Annotated in this window: 24 protein-coding genes and 1 pseudogene; 18 read left to right on the top strand and 7 right to left on the bottom strand. The window is 54.7% G+C overall.

The window, feature by feature from the left end; translation table 11 throughout:
• Together I4V53_RS12370 and mglC are read left to right on the top strand one after the other, a co-directional pair.
• A pseudogene (locus tag I4V53_RS12370) lies at window positions 1-210 on the top strand (sugar ABC transporter ATP-binding protein); the annotation flags it as partial.
• A gap of 33 nt (window positions 211-243) precedes the next feature.
• On the top strand, window positions 244-1,470 hold the full coding sequence (gene mglC / locus I4V53_RS12365; RefSeq protein ID WP_195986000.1) for a galactose/methyl galactoside ABC transporter permease MglC: 1,227 nt from the start codon (window positions 244-246) through the stop codon (window positions 1,468-1,470).
• 157 nt (window positions 1,471-1,627) lie between these two features.
• Here the strand turns inward: mglC and I4V53_RS12360 are convergent, their stop codons facing one another.
• Window positions 1,628-3,328, bottom strand: coding sequence for a S1C family serine protease (locus I4V53_RS12360; protein WP_286167147.1), 1,701 nt, complete (start codon window positions 3,326-3,328; stop codon window positions 1,628-1,630).
• 331 nt (window positions 3,329-3,659) lie between these two features.
• On the opposite strand from I4V53_RS12360, the gene I4V53_RS12355 reads away from it, so the two are divergent.
• The 4 genes from I4V53_RS12355 to I4V53_RS12340 all read left to right on the top strand — a co-directional run bounded on the left by I4V53_RS12355 (window position 3,660) and on the right by I4V53_RS12340 (window position 5,217).
• Entirely contained in the window at window positions 3,660-3,926 is a 267-nt protein-coding gene (locus tag I4V53_RS12355) for a type II toxin-antitoxin system RelB/DinJ family antitoxin (RefSeq protein WP_195985999.1), read from the top strand.
• Window positions 3,919-4,191: a type II toxin-antitoxin system RelE/ParE family toxin gene (locus I4V53_RS12350; RefSeq protein ID WP_195985998.1), complete on the top strand. Its 273-nt coding sequence runs from the start codon at window positions 3,919-3,921 to the stop codon at window positions 4,189-4,191. Before I4V53_RS12355 ends, I4V53_RS12350 begins: the two co-directional genes overlap by 8 nt.
• Before the next feature lie 231 nt (window positions 4,192-4,422).
• The gene (locus tag I4V53_RS12345; RefSeq protein ID WP_195985997.1) at window positions 4,423-4,827 is read left to right on the top strand and encodes a helix-turn-helix domain-containing protein; all 405 of its coding nucleotides are present in this window, start codon (window positions 4,423-4,425) and stop codon (window positions 4,825-4,827) included.
• 24 nt (window positions 4,828-4,851) lie between these two features.
• On the top strand, window positions 4,852-5,217 hold the full coding sequence (locus I4V53_RS12340; protein ID WP_195985996.1) for a hypothetical protein: 366 nt from the start codon (window positions 4,852-4,854) through the stop codon (window positions 5,215-5,217).
• Window positions 5,218-5,271: 54 nt separating this feature from the next.
• Here I4V53_RS12340 and I4V53_RS12335 read toward each other — a convergent pair whose 3' ends face one another.
• Both I4V53_RS12335 and I4V53_RS12330 read right to left on the bottom strand, forming a co-directional pair.
• Window positions 5,272-5,706 (bottom strand): GNAT family N-acetyltransferase, encoded by a 435-nt coding sequence (locus I4V53_RS12335; RefSeq protein WP_195985995.1) that lies wholly within the window; start codon window positions 5,704-5,706, stop codon window positions 5,272-5,274.
• Window positions 5,707-5,729: 23 nt separating this feature from the next.
• Window positions 5,730-5,939 carry a helix-turn-helix domain-containing protein gene (locus I4V53_RS12330; RefSeq protein WP_195985994.1) on the bottom strand — a complete coding sequence of 70 codons (210 nt, stop codon included), beginning with the start codon at window positions 5,937-5,939 and terminating at the stop codon, window positions 5,730-5,732.
• Between the two features lie 189 nt (window positions 5,940-6,128).
• Here I4V53_RS12330 and I4V53_RS12325 point away from each other — a divergent pair, with 189 nt between their 5' ends.
• The 5 genes from I4V53_RS12325 to I4V53_RS12305 all read left to right on the top strand — a co-directional run bounded on the left by I4V53_RS12325 (window position 6,129) and on the right by I4V53_RS12305 (window position 9,826).
• Complete coding sequence (locus I4V53_RS12325) at window positions 6,129-6,428, top strand: DUF6809 family protein (protein ID WP_195985993.1); 300 nt, start codon at window positions 6,129-6,131, stop codon at window positions 6,426-6,428.
• Window positions 6,429-6,565: 137 nt separating this feature from the next.
• Window positions 6,566-7,057, top strand: coding sequence for an RNA polymerase sigma factor (locus I4V53_RS12320; RefSeq protein ID WP_207747911.1), 492 nt, complete (start codon window positions 6,566-6,568; stop codon window positions 7,055-7,057).
• Window positions 7,047-8,555: a DUF5050 domain-containing protein gene (locus tag I4V53_RS12315; protein WP_195985992.1), complete on the top strand. Its 1,509-nt coding sequence runs from the start codon at window positions 7,047-7,049 to the stop codon at window positions 8,553-8,555. The genes I4V53_RS12320 and I4V53_RS12315 overlap by 11 nt, the downstream gene beginning before the upstream one ends.
• Before the next feature lie 57 nt (window positions 8,556-8,612).
• Window positions 8,613-9,140 carry a cob(I)yrinic acid a,c-diamide adenosyltransferase gene (locus I4V53_RS12310; RefSeq protein WP_195985991.1) on the top strand — a complete coding sequence of 176 codons (528 nt, stop codon included), beginning with the start codon at window positions 8,613-8,615 and terminating at the stop codon, window positions 9,138-9,140.
• 14 nt (window positions 9,141-9,154) lie between these two features.
• Window positions 9,155-9,826, top strand: a complete 672-nt coding sequence (locus I4V53_RS12305; RefSeq protein WP_195985990.1) for a peptidoglycan recognition protein family protein — start codon at window positions 9,155-9,157, stop codon at window positions 9,824-9,826.
• 256 nt (window positions 9,827-10,082) lie between these two features.
• On the opposite strand, the gene I4V53_RS12300 is transcribed toward I4V53_RS12305, so the two are convergent.
• The 3 genes from I4V53_RS12300 to I4V53_RS12290 are packed head-to-tail and all read right to left on the bottom strand — an operon-like array spanning window position 10,083 to window position 11,667.
• On the bottom strand, window positions 10,083-10,277 hold the full coding sequence (locus tag I4V53_RS12300; protein ID WP_195985989.1) for a hypothetical protein: 195 nt from the start codon (window positions 10,275-10,277) through the stop codon (window positions 10,083-10,085).
• Between the two features lie 49 nt (window positions 10,278-10,326).
• Complete coding sequence (locus I4V53_RS12295; protein WP_195985988.1) at window positions 10,327-10,956, bottom strand: CatA-like O-acetyltransferase; 630 nt, start codon at window positions 10,954-10,956, stop codon at window positions 10,327-10,329.
• Between the two features lie 21 nt (window positions 10,957-10,977).
• The gene (locus I4V53_RS12290; protein WP_195985987.1) at window positions 10,978-11,667 is read right to left on the bottom strand and encodes a dihydrofolate reductase family protein; all 690 of its coding nucleotides are present in this window, start codon (window positions 11,665-11,667) and stop codon (window positions 10,978-10,980) included.
• A 191-nt stretch (window positions 11,668-11,858) separates the two neighbouring features.
• Here I4V53_RS12290 and I4V53_RS12285 point away from each other — a divergent pair, with 191 nt between their 5' ends.
• The 5 genes from I4V53_RS12285 to I4V53_RS12265 all read left to right on the top strand — a co-directional run bounded on the left by I4V53_RS12285 (window position 11,859) and on the right by I4V53_RS12265 (window position 16,175).
• Entirely contained in the window at window positions 11,859-12,386 is a 528-nt protein-coding gene (locus tag I4V53_RS12285) for an RNA polymerase sigma factor (protein WP_502709371.1), read from the top strand.
• Complete coding sequence (locus I4V53_RS12280; RefSeq protein WP_195985985.1) at window positions 12,373-13,482, top strand: hypothetical protein; 1,110 nt, start codon at window positions 12,373-12,375, stop codon at window positions 13,480-13,482. The genes I4V53_RS12285 and I4V53_RS12280 overlap by 14 nt, the downstream gene beginning before the upstream one ends.
• Window positions 13,483-13,638: 156 nt before the next feature.
• Complete coding sequence (locus I4V53_RS12275) at window positions 13,639-14,001, top strand: ArsR/SmtB family transcription factor (protein ID WP_195985984.1); 363 nt, start codon at window positions 13,639-13,641, stop codon at window positions 13,999-14,001.
• 27 nt (window positions 14,002-14,028) lie between these two features.
• A complete protein-coding gene (locus I4V53_RS12270; protein WP_050696714.1) occupies window positions 14,029-14,247 on the top strand; it encodes a cation transporter in 219 nt (72 codons plus the stop codon).
• A gap of 29 nt (window positions 14,248-14,276) precedes the next feature.
• Window positions 14,277-16,175, top strand: a complete 1,899-nt coding sequence (locus I4V53_RS12265; RefSeq protein ID WP_195985983.1) for a heavy metal translocating P-type ATPase — start codon at window positions 14,277-14,279, stop codon at window positions 16,173-16,175.
• A 91-nt stretch (window positions 16,176-16,266) separates the two neighbouring features.
• Here the strand turns inward: I4V53_RS12265 and I4V53_RS12260 are convergent, their stop codons facing one another.
• Window positions 16,267-16,629, bottom strand: coding sequence for a DUF6483 family protein (locus I4V53_RS12260; RefSeq protein WP_195985982.1), 363 nt, complete (start codon window positions 16,627-16,629; stop codon window positions 16,267-16,269).
• A 165-nt stretch (window positions 16,630-16,794) separates the two neighbouring features.
• On the opposite strand from I4V53_RS12260, the gene I4V53_RS12255 reads away from it, so the two are divergent.
• Entirely contained in the window at window positions 16,795-17,202 is a 408-nt protein-coding gene (locus I4V53_RS12255; protein WP_195985981.1) for a sulfite exporter TauE/SafE family protein, read from the top strand.
• On the top strand, window positions 17,199-17,588 hold the full coding sequence (locus tag I4V53_RS12250; RefSeq protein WP_195985980.1) for a sulfite exporter TauE/SafE family protein: 390 nt from the start codon (window positions 17,199-17,201) through the stop codon (window positions 17,586-17,588). Before I4V53_RS12255 ends, I4V53_RS12250 begins: the two co-directional genes overlap by 4 nt.
• Window positions 17,589-17,601 lie beyond the last annotated feature (13 nt).

Below are 17,601 nucleotides of genomic sequence, written 5' to 3'. Positions count from 1 at the left end.
GTCGGTGCGAAATACGAAATCTACACCATCATGCACGACCTGATCAAAGAGGGCAAATCGATCATCATGATCTCCTCTGAGATGCCGGAGCTGCTGGGCATGGCAGACCGCGTCATGGTCATGTGCGAAGGCCGCGTCACCGGCATCCTCAGCCGCGAAGAGGCCGACTCCGTCCAGGTGATGCGCCTGGCCACCGCGTTTATGAAATAATTTTTGAATTTGAAGAAAGAAAGGATCATTCGCATGCAAGAAGGAAAAATCGTCCAGCGCAAATCGTTTGCGTTGGCATTTGTCGGTACCGGAGCGGTACTCGCCGTGCTCGGCATCATTTTAAACTTTGTTTTGGATGCAACCAAGACATTTGATCTGCCCTGGTTCGTTCTGGGTATCGGGCTTGCCGCCGTATTGTACGGCGTTTTACAGCTGACCAAGGGCAACCGCCTCACCTCCACCGTCTCTTTTTCCGGAAAAACCGCCAAACGGTTCCTGACCAACAACGCGATTATGCTGGCGCTCATGGTGCTGATCGTCGTGATCTGCTTCCTGGAGCCGCGCTTCATGCAGATTCAGGTACTGCTGGACATTCTGACGCAGTCCTCCACCCGTTTGATTATCGCCCTGGGCATCTGCTTTGCCCTGCTGATCGCCGGCACGGACCTGTCCGCCGGACGTATGGTCGGCCTGGCGGCGGTCATTTCCACCTCCATGCTGCAAACGGCTACATACGCCAACCGTTTTTATCCCGATCTGCCCCAGATTCCGGTGTTTATCCCGATTATCGCGGCAATCGCGGCCTGTATGCTCTTCGGCGCGCTGAACGGCTTCCTGGTGGCAAAATACGACATGCACCCCTTCATCGCGACGCTGGCGGTACAGGTTATGATTTACGGCGCGTGTTCTCTGTATTTCGACATGCCTCCGAACAACTCCCAGCCGATCGGCGGCGTGCGCGCCGATTTCACCGCGCTGGGCCAGACCAGACTTTTTCAAATTGGCTCCTTCAACGGCATTTCCATCCTGATCCCGATCGCCGTACTGTTTACCGTCGCGATCTGGTTTGTTTTAAATAAAACCGTGTTTGGCAAGAACGTCTACGCCATCGGCGGCAACCGCGAGGCGGCTGTTGTTTCCGGCGTCAACGTGTTCAAGACCATCCTGTTTATCTTTATCCTTGCGTCCTTTATGTATGGTGTGGGCGGCGTTTTGGAGGCTGCCAGAACCGCGGGCGCAACCAACAACTATGGCAACGGCTATGAGACGGACGCCATCGCGTCCTGCGTGGTCGGCGGCGTATCCCTGAACGGCGGCATCGGTACGGTCGGCGGCATTGTCAGCGGCGTGCTGATCTTCACCGTCATCCAGTACGGCCTGCAGTTCATCGGCATCAGCCCGATGTGGCAGCAGATCATCAAAGGCGTGATCATCGCCGTCGCGGTTGCCATTGATATGTCCAAGTACAAGAGAAAATAAGGAATTCTCATGAAAGTGTGGAACGGGGGACGCCTGCAGGGCGTCCCCCGTTCTCCCTGTAAAACCGGAAAGGGCGGAGCCATTGCGGCCCCGCCCTTCCGGTTTTGGATAAGGAAGAATTTATGAAAAAGAGTCTTGCAAGCAATTCAGATGGGCGTTACTGGCCGCTGGCCTGTACCAGCGTGACGTCCGCCGTAAAGGTTTTGCCCGTCAGATCGTTGACCACCGTGAGCGTCACTTTTTCACCCGGCTTCTTTTTGCTGACATACGAGGTAATCGTGGAGCTGTTGGAGATCGCTTTGTCGTCGATCTTGGTGATGATACAGCCCTGCGTAATGCCCGCGTCGACAACCGACTGGTTGTTGACGGACGCGACGTACATGCCGGGGGTCAGCCCGTAAAAGCGGGCGGACATGCTGTCCAGATACTGGCCGGAGATGCCGAGCACCGCGCGGTCCTTGACGTAGCCGTAGTCCTTGAGGTTGCTGATCACGGGCTGCGCGTCGTCGATCGGAATGGCAAAGCCGAGCCCCTCATAGCCGGTTGCGACGATCTTGCTGGAGTTGATTCCGACCACCTGGCCGTACATGTTGACCAGCGCGCCGCCGGAGTTGCCGGGGTTGATCGCGGCGTCCGTCTGGATGCAGTCCATGGTGTAGCCGTTTTCACTGTTGGTGATCTGGCGGTTCAGCGCGGAAACATATCCGACTGTAACGCTGGAGCTGAGCTCCAGGCCGCCCGGGTTGCCGATTGCCATGACCGTATCCGCGACCTTCAGGTCTCCGGAGGAGCCAAATTCGGCGGCGGTCAGGCCGGTGGCTTCTATTTTAATGACGGCGAGGTCCGTGATGCTGTCGCTGCCGATGAGCTTAGCCTCATAACTCTTGCCGTCGGAGGTAATCACTTTCAAAGAGGTTGCGCCGTCCACCACGTGCGCGTTGGTGATGATGTAGCCGTCGCTGGTGGCGATCACGCCGGAGCCCTCGCCGACCGGGGAAACCTCATCGCCCGCTTCTTCCTGCTGGCGTCCGCCGTTGAAGAAGTATTCATAGCTGTTGGTGGATTTCTGGTAATTCTGAATGCACACGACGGAAGGAACCACCTTTTCCGCGATCTGCTGCAAGGTCAGCTGGCCGTTGATGGTCGCGGTGGGCTGGTTGTTGTCCACCAGCTTGTTGATGGTGAAGGCCGGGTCCGTCGGACTGCCGGAGTTGTTCACAGAGATATACCCGTTGTTGATCAGCGCCATAAACCCGCCGATGGAACCAACGGAGATCATCAGGCAGGCCATCACGCCTGCAATCACCTTGAGCGCGGTTTTTTTGCCCTTGCCCATGGGCTTCTTTTCCTTTTTGGGCTTGGGCTGCGCCGCGTAAGACGGCTGCGGATTCTGGTAGCTGTGGTAGTAATCGCCCTGCCACATCACCTGGTTCTGATGCCCGCTGTAGCTGTTCGGCTGCTGCGGCTGCTGGTAGGAGCCGCCGTAGGTGTACTGCTGGGAACCGCCGTGCAGATTGGAATACGCGCCGTAGGGATATTGCTGGCCGTTTGCCGGGCCGTTCGACCCGTAGTAGGAATAATTCCCCTGCTCCGGCTGGCTCTGCGCGTATTGGCCCGCGTTATCCGGCTGCCAGGCGTTCATAACGGGCTCCGTATGGGGTTCCTCCGGAGCCACGGCCTCCGCCGCCGGTTCGGAGTGGGACTCCGCCGCGCTCCAATGGTATTCGCTGTTTTCCACAGGCTCGCTGTTTATGGTGGAATCCTGCGCGGAAACGTTCATCGATTCCGCTGTATCGTGTTCCAGGCTGTTGTCGAAGCCTTCATTGGGAGTATGGTTCATTTCGTTCGGATTATACATAAGACCTCAAATCCTTTCCAAAAAAGTTTATCGTCATTTGGTTTGTTCTGTTCTCTTTGGTGTGCTTTTATTATCGCAGCGCATTGTGACCGCTGTGTGACGGCTGTTTTATGTTTTACTGACAAATAGCCGAAGAAATCCGCAGCTTTTTACAAGCAGTATCCCCCGCGCGCGGCAAAAGTATGAAGGGCGGCTGTGCACACGTAAGCTTCCCTGTAGAAATAATCGTACAACGCACACATTTTGCAAATAAATTAATCGATATTGTGTTTACATCATAAATAAAATCTGCTATTCTGTATATAACAAATAAACGCAGGAGGTGCGATGGATGGCACAGACAAATATCAATATCCGTATGGACGAAAATCTGAAGCAGCAGTTTGACCGCCTTTGCAATGAACTTGGATTAAATATGACGACAGCGTTCAACATTTTTGCAAAAACAATGGTGCGGCAGCAGAGAATTCCGTTTGACGTGGCCCTCGATGTTCCCAATGCGGAAACTTTAGCGGCAATTGACGATGCGAACCACGGACGCAACCTCAGCAAGCCGTTCCACAGCGTGAAAGAGCTGATGGAGGACCTGAATGCTTGACATACGGTATTCAGCCAAATTTAAGAAGGACTATAAAGCGGTAATCAAGCGCGGCTATAACCCTCAATTGCTGCAAGATGTTTTGGAGCTTCTATGCAGTGAGCAGCCGCTGCCCGCCAAATACAGGGACCACAATTTATCCGGCAGCTACGAAGGGCACAGGGAATGTCACATTATGCCGGATTGGCTGCTGATTTATAAAATTGAGCGTGAAACGCTGACCTTATTATTGACCCGTACCGGCACGCACAGCGACTTGTTTTGATAAATGGCCTGGAAGAAAAGGGCGGCGTCCGCGGATGCCGCCCTTCTGTTACTGTTATACTTTTTTTGAACCGCAAGGGACCGATAGAATCAAATTTACAATCAAAAAAGCCGATTGCCCGCAACTAAACCGCGGCTAAACCAACGGGTTACACCATTCAACTGCAAATCGGTTGTGTATCCTGTTATAATCGTGATATCATTTATTCAAATGAAACGGGAGGCGCCGCATATGAATCACAAAACGCTGGGCATGACGATTGCTGAACTGAGAAAAAAACAGGGGATGACCCAACTCGACCTTGCAAATAAAATGGGGGTTACGGACAAGGCGGTTTCAAAGTGGGAACGCGATGTATCCTGTCCGGACGTAAACGCATTTCCCCATCTGGCAGACGTTCTGAACGTCTCTGTCAATGAACTGATGCAAAGCAAAACGGAGAACCGCTCTTCCAAAACGAATTTCAAAGAGATTATCAGCCTGATCTTCAAAGGCGTGGCGCTGGCAATGGGAATTGCCGTGGTTGTCCTGTCTGTTTTGGACGGGTTAGATGTAAAATCGGGAATCACGATGCTGGGCATCGGTTTGACAAGCCTTGCGCTCTATACATTGCAAACCAAAGAATCACCCGTTTGATTTGCAGGGAAAGGAACCGCGAAAATGAGCGATGATATAAAAGAAAAACGGGACGGCGCTTTACAGGTCGTCGTTTCCACGCTCCGCCGGTGCGAAGCGATCCAACCTAAATTTGCGGAGGGAACCCCGCAGCACTCCCTGCTCCGCAACCGGATCAAGGCGCTGACCATTGTGAAGGCCCTGCTGCTGCATGAATCCGTAACGGATTCCTATTCAAAGGAGGAGCTGCTGGCAGCGCTTCCGCCCATTTCCTCCATCATCAGCAAATGCGAAAAAGCACAGCGCAAGTTTGCGGAGGGAACGCCGCATGACAGGCGCTTCCGGGAAATGATTGAGGCGATGCGCCTCTGCAAAACGCTTCTTATCAATGAAATTGAGCAAAGAGGCTGATTTCAGCCAACAAAGAAGGGCGGCGTCTGCGGACGCCGCCCTTCTTTATATAATTCACGAAATCGAATAGACCATTTTTTGACAGGGATAGTGAAAAACCTCCAGAAGTTCATCATCCTGAAATCCGCAGGCATGATAGCAGGCCCGTGCGGCAATCCCCTTCGGGTCGCCCTCCCGGAACGTGACAACAGAAATCACATCACCTGACTGGAAGTTCGCAGCCATCATTTCAATCAACCTTTTGGCCACACCTCTTCTGCGCGCCCGAGGGTGAACCGCCAAAAATTCCAATTCCTTTTTCTCGCGCGAAAACAACAACAGGCCAATTATGCCGTTTTCTTCCGCCAAAAGCGCTGTTCCGTCCGCAATGCCATCTTGCACCGCTTTCTGGAATTCTTCTTCTTTATAACCCGCAAAGTCATCCTTCACGACTTCGACAAACGCGACGCAGGCGTTCATATCCGATTTATTTATCTTTCTGGAAATCATTTGACCACATCCTTTTCACCCGCTTAAACTTTTTCATTGTTATCCAAAAAGAAAAAGCCCTCGTATTTGCAGCCCAGTGCTTCTGCAATTTCCACAAGTTCCTTTTCAGAAAAATTATCGCGCTTAAATTTATTATATAAATTGGAAGGGGAAGTCCCCAATTTTTCAGCCAGTTGCACCGCAGTCATTTGTTTTTTTACTAAAACTATTTTTATTTTTTTAGCCATTGTCATGAGTCATGTTCTCCTCATTTTTATAAGCTTATTCTTCGTTATTAATATCAGTATGCTAAGTATACTATTAAAAAACTGCATTTTCAAACAAATGAAAATAAAATCCGATAGAAAATTTAAAAAACAGATTGACAATATCACCTATTCGTGATACTATCACTATTAAGTGATAGTCAAGGAGTGATAAAAATGAAATCTGTTTTACAGGAATTCTACTACGGCAACCTCTGCCCCAATGAAAAGCCTTTCCACGCGCCCCCCGCCTATGACAGAGCCGTGAAAACGCTCTGCGAATGCGAGGATTATCTGCTGGCGCATCTGGATGAAACACCCAAAGAATACATGCGGCGCTACCAGCAGGCAGACAGCCAGATGCAGAGCATCACCACCGAGGAAACGTATCTCGACGGGTTCCGCACCGGCGCGCGCATCATGCTGGAAATCCTCACGGATAAAACCTGCGGCTTCAGCGATGATGCGGAATCCTGAATCCCTTTCTTCCCCTGTTGTATAAAGGGGCATTTTATCTTATAATAGGACTTGCTTCCGATTTTTGCTGCCAGTTTCTGGCGGGTGAAAAATCCGGGCTGATTGACTTGTATCATACATAGAGAGGAGGACGCCTTTTGGAAAAATTGGAGCAGGCATTTCCGGAATTCCCGGAGCTGCTGCAAACATATTCCGCTATGGTGCTGCGCGTTGCGTTTGCCAATGTGAAAAACATGCAGGACGCGCAGGACATCGCACAGGACGTCTTCCTGAGCGTGCTGACCAAGCAGCCCCAATTTGAGAGCGAGGAGCACGCAAAGGCGTGGCTGATCCGCGTCACCATCAACCGGTGCCGCAACCACGCCAAAAGCTTTTGGAACAAGCGGACGGAGGGCCTTTCCGAGGACCTGAGCTACATGCCGAAGGAAGAAACCGGCGTGCTGGAAGAGGTTTTAAAGCTGCCCAAAAATTACCGCAACGCAATTCATCTCTATTACTATGAAGGGTACAGCATCAACGAGATTGCCGACCTTCTGCATAAAAAGCCCGCTACGGTGGGCACCTGGCTGGCGCGCGGGCGCACGGCCTTAAAAAGTGCGCTGAAAGGAGGATTTGACGATGAAGCCTGACGCATTTGACCCCATTGACAACCGGGAAACCTATCGCGCGGCGATGGACCACCTGTCCCTGCCGCAGGATTTTGAACAACGCACATTGGAGCTGGCGGAACAGAAAGCCGCCCAATTACAGGAGCGCCAGGCGGCGCGCGACGCCTGGAAGGCGCTGCCGTTTTACCGGCGGCCCGCCGCGCAGGTCTGTTTTGCGCTGTTATTCGTCTTCGTCCTGAGCACGGTATTCATCCTGCCGATGGGGCTGAACGAAGCCACGCCAATGGCCACGCCGGAAATGGCCCGGATGGAACCGCTTCCGGACGCCAAACAGGAGCTGGACGGGACGTCCTTCCAATCCGCGCCGGGGGTTGAGTTATATTCCGGACAGATCGCCCCGGAGGAAGGGATGGACGGCGGCGCGGCGGAAAACCGCAAGGAATTCGTGCAGGAATCTCGGGATGTCAGGGAGGCCGGCGGCGGAGCGGAACAGAAAGCGAATGAACAGGAATCCGCACCGTCCGTGGAAGACCGCGCGGCAAACAATTCCTCCGAAGCGCCGCCCCCCGCTGCAAGGGGTGCCGAACCGCAGGCCCCCGCACAGAACGGCGCTATGCCCCTGACCGGTGCGGCGTTTAGCTTGGAAGCCCCGCTCGCTTCCGCCAGCGGCTCCGCCTTTGCATACCAGCCGGGCGGAAAAACGATTCAGTTCTGGAACGGAACAACTTTGACCGACGCCGGGATTACGGGCGCGGATTCCCTGCTTGCAGCCCCGGACGGCTTCTACTACACCGCCGCAAACAAGCTGTATCACGTCACAAACGGCAAAAACGCCGCATTGCTGCGCGATTTCAACAGTGAAGCGCTTCTCGCCAATCAAAAATTTACCGTGCATCTATTTGGCAGAAGCGGCGCATATTTATATTTATACGCCAACAGCAGCGAGCCGTGGAAGGAACCGCTTCCCTACACGATCCTGCGCGTTTCGGTGGACGGAACAACGGAAAAAATCCTGTTCTCCGCGGACGGCAGGACCGCGGGCGGAACGGTTTCCCAGGCCGCGCTGAGCGGCAATACCCTCTACTATTCCCTTTCCGGCGGCGGGTTTTATGCGCTGAACGCAAACGGCGGCACGGCGCGCTGGCTTTCCGGCAGCACGACCGCCGAACCGTTCTACGTGTGGAACAACGAGCTGTTCTATCTCGATGAGGAATATTACCTCTGCTCCATCCAGACGGACGGTTCCGGGGGCGAACGGCTCACCGGCGAAACGGTGGTCTCCAATATCGCCCTGCAGGGCGACGCCGTCTACTTTATGCTGGGGCCGGACGCGCACTCCACAGAGGGAAACAGCCTCTATGCGCTCGACCTGAACCGCGGCGCGATCTCCCAGGTGCGGGACGGCACGGAGGACTTCCGCCAACTCTATCCCGCCTCGGACGGCCTGTTCCTGACCGCATCCGACGGAACGGCGTACCGCTATTCCCTCTCAGCAAACGAATTGAAACAACTGGGCTAGAACGATTTCAGCCGATCTTATTGGCTGGAATTGCGGTCAACCTTTCAGGAGGTTCCTATGGAAAAAGGACTGCTGCATATTTACTGCGGGGACGGCAAGGGCAAGACCACGGCGGCGATGGGCCTGATCGTGCGGGCCTGCGGCGCGGGAAAACGCGTCCTGCTGGGCCAGTTTTTGAAGGACGGTTCCTCCAGCGAGCTGAACGTACTGCGCCAACTTCCCGGCTTTTCGGAAATCCCCCCGCAGAAATGCGTCAAATTTACCTTTCAAATGAACGACGCGGAAAAGCTGGAGACCGCCGAAAAATGCGCGCGGATGCTGCAAGAGGCGCGGACGGCGGCGGAAGCCGGTTCGTGCGACCTGCTGGTGCTGGACGAGTGCTTCGGCGCGCTGTCCACCGGCATGCTGAAGGAAGCGGAAGTGCTCGATTTCATCGCGCACAAACCGCCGGAGCTGGAACTGGTCCTGACCGGGCGCAACCCGCCGGAATCAATTGTACAGCTCGCAGACTACGTCTCTGAGATTCAAAAGATCAGGCATCCCTACGATGCGGGGATTTCTGCCCGCAGGGGAATCGAATACTAGAGGGGTCTTGCATTTTGCATTACTGGAATGATTTTCGGGGAGCCGCGTGGCGCAGATGGGCCATCGCGGTTCCCGTTGCGCTTTTTATTGTCATTGTGGCGTCGTTTCTGATCGTGACCTTTTCCTTTCAAAGCCGCCCGCCGGTGGACCCCGTGTTTCCGGAGGAGGTCTTCGGCATCCCGGTACATACGGAGCTGGTCCCGGAAACCCTGCCCGCGCGCCCCGGCGACAAAAGAACCGTGCAATACGTCGTTATCCACGAGACGGGCAACGCTTCCGAGGGTTCCGGTGCGCAGAGCCACAGCGCGTACCTGCTCAGCGGCAACAGCGGCACGACCTCCTGGCACTACACGGTGGACGACCACGAGATTTACCACCACATCCCGGACGACGAGGTCGCCTGGCACGCCGGGGACAAACGCACGCGCGGCGGCGGCAACATGGGCGGCATCGGCGTGGAGCTCTGCGTCAACGCGGACGGCGATTTTGAAAAGACCTTTGACAACGGCGCGCGGCTGACCGCTTATCTGCTGGACACCTACCGGTTGGACCTGAAGGACGTCAAACAGCACGCGGATTTTATGGAAAAGAATTGCCCGGAAACCATTCGGGACAACGGGCGCTGGCAGGAGTTTCTGGACAAAGTGCAGGAATACCGGAATCTGCTGGAGGAAACCGGGGAGTAAAAGCAACCGCCCGCAGCGATTCAGCCGCGGGCGGTTGCTTTTATTCCATCAGGAAAATCGCCAGATTTCCAACCTGTAAACCAGCAAAAACTCCGTTCCTGCCGGGTCAGCCGGCAGGAACGCAAACACCTGAAATGCAGCCGGTTTTTACTGCATAAGCCGCGTTTGCGGGCATCATTAGGCTGCAAATGGGTTCCCCGTTAACCAGCTGAAACGGAGGCCTGTTTAAACCCTGCGAATAAAACGGCACAGGACATTACCGGTCCTTTTTTAAGAGATTGATGATTGCAAGCGCGGTTATAACCGGCGTAAACATAAGGAAAAAGCCCATAACAAATCGAACGGTGAATGCGTATTCGGCGGCGCTTAACAGCCATAGACCAATACCGGCGGAAATCAACGCAAAGAGAATGGTTATCACGCCAAAAATAATTTTATTTTTTCTTTTCATGGAGAAATCCCTCCCAATCCTAATGGAAGCACCGCTGTTTTTCGCATTGTCAGATTGTGTCCAACGCACGTTGCAGGGCTTCCGCCAGTTTCCCGATGTGGATACCGTCCACAAAGGAATGATGCACCTGCACAGAGAACGGAAGCAGAATTTTTCCGTCCCGCTCAAAATACTTTCCCCAGTCAAACAGCGGTGTGGCGCTGTCCTTCTTGCCGGAATCGGTGTGGGAGATATGGGTGAAGGACACCCACGGGAACGGCGAGAACTGGTACACGTCGTTGCGCATTGCCGTACCCGGGAAATAGCAGGCCTGGTTCCGCTCCGTCTCCGCCGCGAGGGCGGCATATTCCTCCAGACTGTCCCGCATTTCCACATTGACGACCTTGAACAGCTCTATTTCCGGGTTCAGGTAGGTGAACGATGTGTGGATCTGATCGTACAGAACCACCTTGCCGCCCTCAAAGCGATAGCGGAACTCCTCAATGGAGTTGGCGCACTTTGTGACGGTATGGATCAGTGAAAAGGTAAACGATAGCCCTTTTTCCCGGATTTTGGGCAAAAAGTTTGAAAGGTCCAGCTCGAAGCTGACGCCGTACTGCGGCTGCGCGCTGTTCCGGAACACATGGCAGTGCAGCGCGCGCTTCCAGGTTTGCATGTCAATTTCCCGATACGCCGGCATAGGGAATCCCTCCTTTTTCTTTTAACGGACAACCCGGTAACACAGGTGCAGGTAAGAATGCGCCAGCACGTCGCACCGTTCCAACTGTAAAATGCCCAATCGGTCCAGCTGAGACCGCTCCGTGATGGAAGGGCCGTCGATCAAGGACGGGGTGTCCTTCCCGCCGATCAACACCGGTGCCACCACTATATTTACATAATCCAGCAGTTTTTCCCGCAAAAACAGCCCGTTCATCGTTCCGCCGGATTGCACCGTCAGCCGCTCCACATTGTGTTCCTCCGCCAGCCGTTCCAAAAGCTGCTTTAAATCCAGTTTTTCCTGATAAATCACCCGCAGGTTTTCCTCCTGAACGGAAAACGCGGGATGCTCTCGGTTCGTGGTGACCAGAACCAAATTCCGCACCCACCGGCACAGATAGGAAATCCCGTTTTTATTGAGGTGCGGGCGGTTGTCCACAATCACAAAGGACACGCCCATTGGTTCCGGTGCTTCCGTCCGCTCGTTGACGCCGATTTTCTGCATCACCCTGCCGGTGTTGAAGGACCACAAATCCGTCTGCGCCTCCAGCGCGTAATACTGATGCAGGCCTTCCTTCACGCCGTCCAGCGTGGAAAAGTCCCGGTCGACGTCCAATTGGTCGGACGCGCCGGTGCTGATTTTCCCATCCGCCGAGGTCATCAAAAACAGGGTGGTAACGGGCCTCTTCGCCATATGGTTTTGCCCCCATTCCTACGAAATCGTTTGTTTTGTCAATACAACTTTACGCTTCGCTTCTTTAAAAGTCAACCGAACTTTTTCAGAAACCCGTGAACCGCTTTCCTCCCCGCGTCCATTACGGGGTGAAGGGCCGCGGGGACCAACCTCCCCAAAACAAGGATTCCCATTCGGAAAGGATGGACGATTTGAATTGTACCGAATTGAGCCGATGCATTGAGCTGTACGGCAAAGCCATTTACAGCTTCTGCTGGCAATTGACCAAAAACCAGTCCGACGCGGACGACCTGTATCAGGAGACCTTCCTGAAGGCGACCGAGCTGCGTCAGCGAATCGACCCGGACGGCAACCCGAAGGGATTCCTGTTTTCTATCACCCTGCGCCTGTGGAAGGACCGCCGCCGCAAGTTTGCCCGCCGGCAGCGGATCGCGCCGACGGAAGCGCTGAGCGAGGAAACCGACCGCGCCTGCACTGACGAACTCACTCCGGAGGAGATCGTCCTTTCGCACGAGCTCTGCGAATGGGTGTGGCGCGCGGCGGACAATCTGCCGGAACGGTACCGGGTCCCCCTATACCTGTACTACACGGCGGACCTGTCTGTGGAGCAGATCGCTGCCGCGCTGAAAATCCCCCAGGGGACGGTCAAAAGCAGGCTGCATCACGCACGCAAAGCGATAAAACAAGATTTGGAGGCCAGACAATATGAACGAGCATGACTTGGACCGTCTGCTGCGGCAGGCCCTTTCCCCGGCTCAGGTCCCTTCCAAAGCCCTGAATCAAACGACCATTGACCGGATAAAGGAGAGAAAAACGATGTCAACATCCAATCATAAACGATTCCTGTCCGTCGCGCTGGCGGCGGCGCTCATCCTCGCACTGTCCCTGACGGCGTTCGCCTCGTGGCGGCTGCTGTCCGCAAGGGACGCCGCCGAAAAGGCGACCGGGAACGCCGCCCTGGCGGCGGCGTTTGAAAGCGAAGACGCCGTTGCCATCAACAAAAGCGTCGATTCCGGCGCATACCATTTTACCCTGCACGGCATTGTTACCGGAGAAGGGATGAGCGGCTTCGCTGGCTCCTCCGAAAACGTACAGTCGGACCGCACATACGCGGTGCTTTCCATCGCCAAACAGGACGGCTCCGCCATGCCCGGCCCGCAGGATGAAGCCTACGGCGACCCGCCGTTCTTCGTCTCTCCCCTGATTAAAGGCCAGATGCCGTGGCAGGTCAATATCGCCTCCATGAACGGCGGCTATTCGGAAATCGTCAGCGACGGCGTATTATACCGCCTGATCGAGTGCGACGGCATCGAGATGTTTGCGGACCGGGGCCTGTATCTCTGCGTCAGCACCAGCAGCTTCTATGACACCAACGCCTTTGATTACGACGAATCGAGCGGCGAAGTGCGCGCCAATCCCTCCTACAATGGCGCGTGCGCGCTGTTCGACCTTCCTCTGGACGCGTCCAAAGCCGATCACGAAAAGGCGGACGCCTATCTGGAGTCCCTCCTGAACCCGCCGGAGGAACCGGACGAACCGGACAGTGAACCGGAAACCGACTGGGCCGCGGAGCTTGCCAACGGCACGGTCATCCCCGGCTCTGAAAAGGAAGTCACCTACGACGAGCTCGGCATGGCGCATTACAGCTTTGACGGGGCGGAAGTCGCCATCGACCCCTCCATGCTCTTCGCGGAAGGGCAGATCGGCCCGTCGGAATTTCCGCACGAATTTGAAAACGACGGCAAACGCATCGCCGTCCAGTTCAGCCGGGATGAGAACGGCGTGATTACCGCAAAGTCCATTTTACTGAGTTGACCATTATTATAGATACAGACAGCCCGCAAAGAACATTCTTTGCGGGCTGTCTTATTTTTTATCAAATAAATTTCTATTCTAAAACCTGTTGACTTTTCTCAAAAACCGCATATAATAAACATATGAACAATAATTCATATGAAAGAATGTGAGAATATGACAGACCCCACCGGCGTGGAACGCTGCGAATTTATTCACGCGCACGAGGACATCGTCCGGAAAGTCAACCGCGATATGCCCGACGAAGAAATCCTGTACGACCTGGCGGAGCTGTTCAAGATTTTTGGCGACTCCACCCGCATCAAGATTCTGTACGTCCTGTTTGAATCCGAAATGTGCGTATGCGACATCGCACAGCTGCTGAACATGACGCAGTCCGCCATCTCGCATCAGCTTCGTTCCCTCAAGCAGAGCAAGCTGGTCAAATACCGCCGCGAAGGCAAAACGGTTTTTTACTCCCTGGCGGACGGCCATGTGCGCACGATCATCGACCAGGGGATGGAACACGTCGCAGAATAAATCAAATTATCGAGGAGGAACCTGACTATGAAAAAACGTTTTAAGCTGATCGATCTGGACTGCGCGAACTGCGCCGCTAAAATGGAAGACGCTATTAAAAAAATCGACGGTGTGCAGGACGCCGCCGTCAGCTTTATGACTCAGAAGATGACATTGGAGGCGGACGACGCCCGTTTTGACGCCATTATGCAGGAAGTGGTCCGCGTCTGCAAGCGCATTGAACCGGACTGTGTAATCCAGCTGTAATCCACAACATTTTAACAGGAGGGATTTCCATGAGCAAAAAGCAAAAGAACACCCTCATTCGTATTATCGCAAGCGCCGTCCTTCTGGCCGCCGCTTACCTCATCCCCTCTGCGGGAATCGCCCGGCTGCTGCTGTTCCTGATTCCCTACGCCATGATCGGCTGGGACGTCCTATGGCGCGCCGTGCGCAACATCGCCCACGGGCAGGTGTTCGATGAAAACTTTTTGATGGCAATTGCCACTGTCGGCGCGTTCTGTCTGGGGGATTACCCGGAGGGCGTGGCGGTTATGCTGTTCTATCAGGTGGGCGAATTGTTCCAAAGCTACGCGGTGGGGCGTTCCCGCCAGTCCATCTCCGCCCTGATGGATATCCGCCCCGACTATGCCAACGTGGAGCGGAACGGCCGGTTGGAGCAGGTGGACCCCGAAGATGTGGAGGTAGGCGACACCATTGTCATTAAGGCCGGGGAAAAAATCCCGTTGGACGGTACGGTGCTGGAGGGCTCTTCTTCTATCAACACCTCTGCGCTGACCGGCGAATCCCTGCCCCGCGACGTTGTTCCCGGCGACGCGGTCATCAGCGGCTGCATTAACCAGAGCGGCCTGCTGAAGGTACAGGTCACCAGGGAATTCGGAGAATCCACCGTGGCAAAGATTTTGGATCTGGTGGAAAATTCCAGCACAAAGAAAGCGCGCGCGGAAAACTTCATCACCCGTTTTGCCCGCTACTATACGCCGGCAGTCGTCATCGGCGCATTGCTGCTGGCGATTCTTCCCCCGCTGATTTTAGGCGGCGGCTGGGGCGACTGGGTGGAACGCGCGTTAATCTTTCTCGTCATTTCCTGCCCATGCGCACTGGTGATCTCCATTCCGCTCAGCTTTTTCGGCGGCATCGGCGGCGCGTCCAAACACGGCATTCTGGTGAAGGGCGCCAACTATCTGGAGGCCCTTGCGGAAACGGAAATCGTGGTTTTTGACAAAACCGGCACCCTGACCAAGGGAACTTTCACTGTAACGGCAATCCATCCCGATCAGATCAGCAAGGAGCAGCTTCTGGAGCTGGCCGCGCTGGCGGAAAGCTATTCCGACCACCCGATTTCCCGTTCTTTGAAGGAAGCCTGCCAGAAACCGCTCGACGCCGCACGCGTTGCGGACGTGGAGGAAATCTCCGGCCACGGCGTGCGCGCCAGGGTGGACGGCAAAACCGTCTGCGCGGGCAACGGCAAGCTGATGCGGCAGATTGGCGCGGACTGGCACGAATGCCATAGAACCGGCACCGTGGTACATGTGGCGGTGGACGGCCTCTACGCCGGACATATCGTGATCTCGGACGAAGTAAAAGAGGATTCGGCATCCGCCATTGCCAGCCTGAAGCGGCAGGGCATCCGTAAAACGGTGATGCTCACCGGAGACAGCAAAGCGGTGGGCGAAAATGTGGCGCGGACGCTCGGCCTGGATGAGGTCCACACCGAACTGCTCCCCGGAGATAAGGTGGACCGGGTGGAAGACCTGCTGAAACAGAAAACCGGCAAGGGCAAGCTGGCCTTTGTGGGCGACGGCATCAACGACGCGCCCGTGCTGTCCCGCGCGGACATCGGTATTGCGATGGGCGGCCTCGGTTCCGACGCCGCGATCGAAGCGGCCGACGTGGTCCTGATGGACGACAAGCCGTCAAAGCTCGCCGCGGCCATGCAGATTTCCAAAAAAACGCTGCGTATTGTCAGGCAGAATATCGTCTTTGCGCTTGGCATTAAACTGCTGTTTCTGGCGATGGGCGCTTTCGGACTGGCAAATATGTGGGAAGCGGTCTTTGCGGACGTAGGCGTATCCGTAATTGCAATCCTGAACGCGTCGCGCGCTCTGCGGGTCAAGACGGACGCGGCATCATCCCCCGGACAGGAACCGTCCATTACACCGCAAAACGAATAATTCTATTTCCCGTTTGTAAATTTCTTCTTTATTTATACAATTTGTAATATTAAAAAAGACGTACCGAAGGATCCGGTACGTCTTTTTTGTCTTATTCCAGATTAATGCCGAACTGCTCCGCGATGTTTTCCAAGCCGTCCTTGATTTCCTCGCGCGAATAGTCGTGCGCTTCCAAAAACGCATCGTCGTAGCCCTTCAGCTTGCTGTAAAACCCCAAAGCAACCTTTAAATCCTGCATATTGCCGGTATCCATTTCCTCATACAACAGGTTTTCCGCCTCGTTGATTTTCCCCTCTTCCAGCATCTGATACAGCCGCATGTACAGCTCGTCCGAAGCCGTCCAGGCCGTCTCGTCCTGAATGGTATATTCGGCAACATTTTTTCCGTACAGCAGCCGCGCCAGGATCATCACAATCATTTCGATCTGCCGCAAAACGTAGTCTTCCTGAAACATTCGATCTCCTCCGCTCTTTTAAAAATACGATAGACCCATCATAGCACAACGCGCTTTTCTGGGCAAGAAAAAGATTGCACCTGTATATTAAATCATATTTTATACAAATTGTATTTTTTATTCTTTCTTTTACCTGTTTTCCGTATAAAGCCGCCGCTTTTTCAAATGCTAGTATTCAGAATCAAGCGGCGGGAGGGAATGCGCGTGGAAAAAAGCGGCGGACTAAAACGGTTTGCTTCCATGATTATCGGCGCGGTGTGCGGCGTGCTGAACGGGCTGTTCGGCGCGGGCGGCGGAATCGCGGCGGTTCCTCTCCTGAAATGGTCCGGCATCCCGCTGAAAAAAGCGCATGCGACCTCCCTCGCGGTCATCCTCCCCATCTCCATTGTCAGCGCCGTTCTGTATTTGATGAACGGCACCATCCAGTTCACCGACGCGCTGCCCTACCTGCCCGGCGGCTTCATCGGTGCGATCCTCGGCGCGATGCTGATGCAAAAGATTCCCGATAAGCTTCTCAGAAAGGCGTTCGGCGCGTTTATGATCTACGCCGCCGTCCGGCTGCTGTTCCGATGAGCACGTGGCTGGTGGCGGGAATTGCCAGTCTGGTGGCGGGCTTTGTCAGCGCGCTTGGCCTGGGCGGGGGCGGCATTCTTGTTTTGTATTTGACGCTGTTCCTCAACATGGAACAGATGCAGGCGGGCGGGATCAATCTCATTTTCTTTTTGCCGCTGGCGGCGGTGTCCATCGCGATCCACATCAAAAACAAGCTGATCGACTACAAGTTTGCGCTGAAATGCGCGCCGTTCGGCGTGCTGGGCGCTTTCCTGGGCGTTTGGCTGGCCAACACGATCCAGCCGTTCTGGATCAGCAAGGGCTTTGCCGTGTTCGTGCTGATTTTGGGCATCCGGGAACTGTTCTTCTCCCCTAAGAAAAAGGAACCGGAGGAGGAAGACGCATAGTTTTCCCGACCGG

This window comes from Clostridium sp. D33t1_170424_F3, from assembly GCF_015667585.1.
Classification (GTDB): domain Bacteria; phylum Bacillota; class Clostridia; order Oscillospirales; family Acutalibacteraceae; genus Anaeromassilibacillus.
This window is presented reverse-complemented; position numbering and strand designations above follow the sequence as displayed.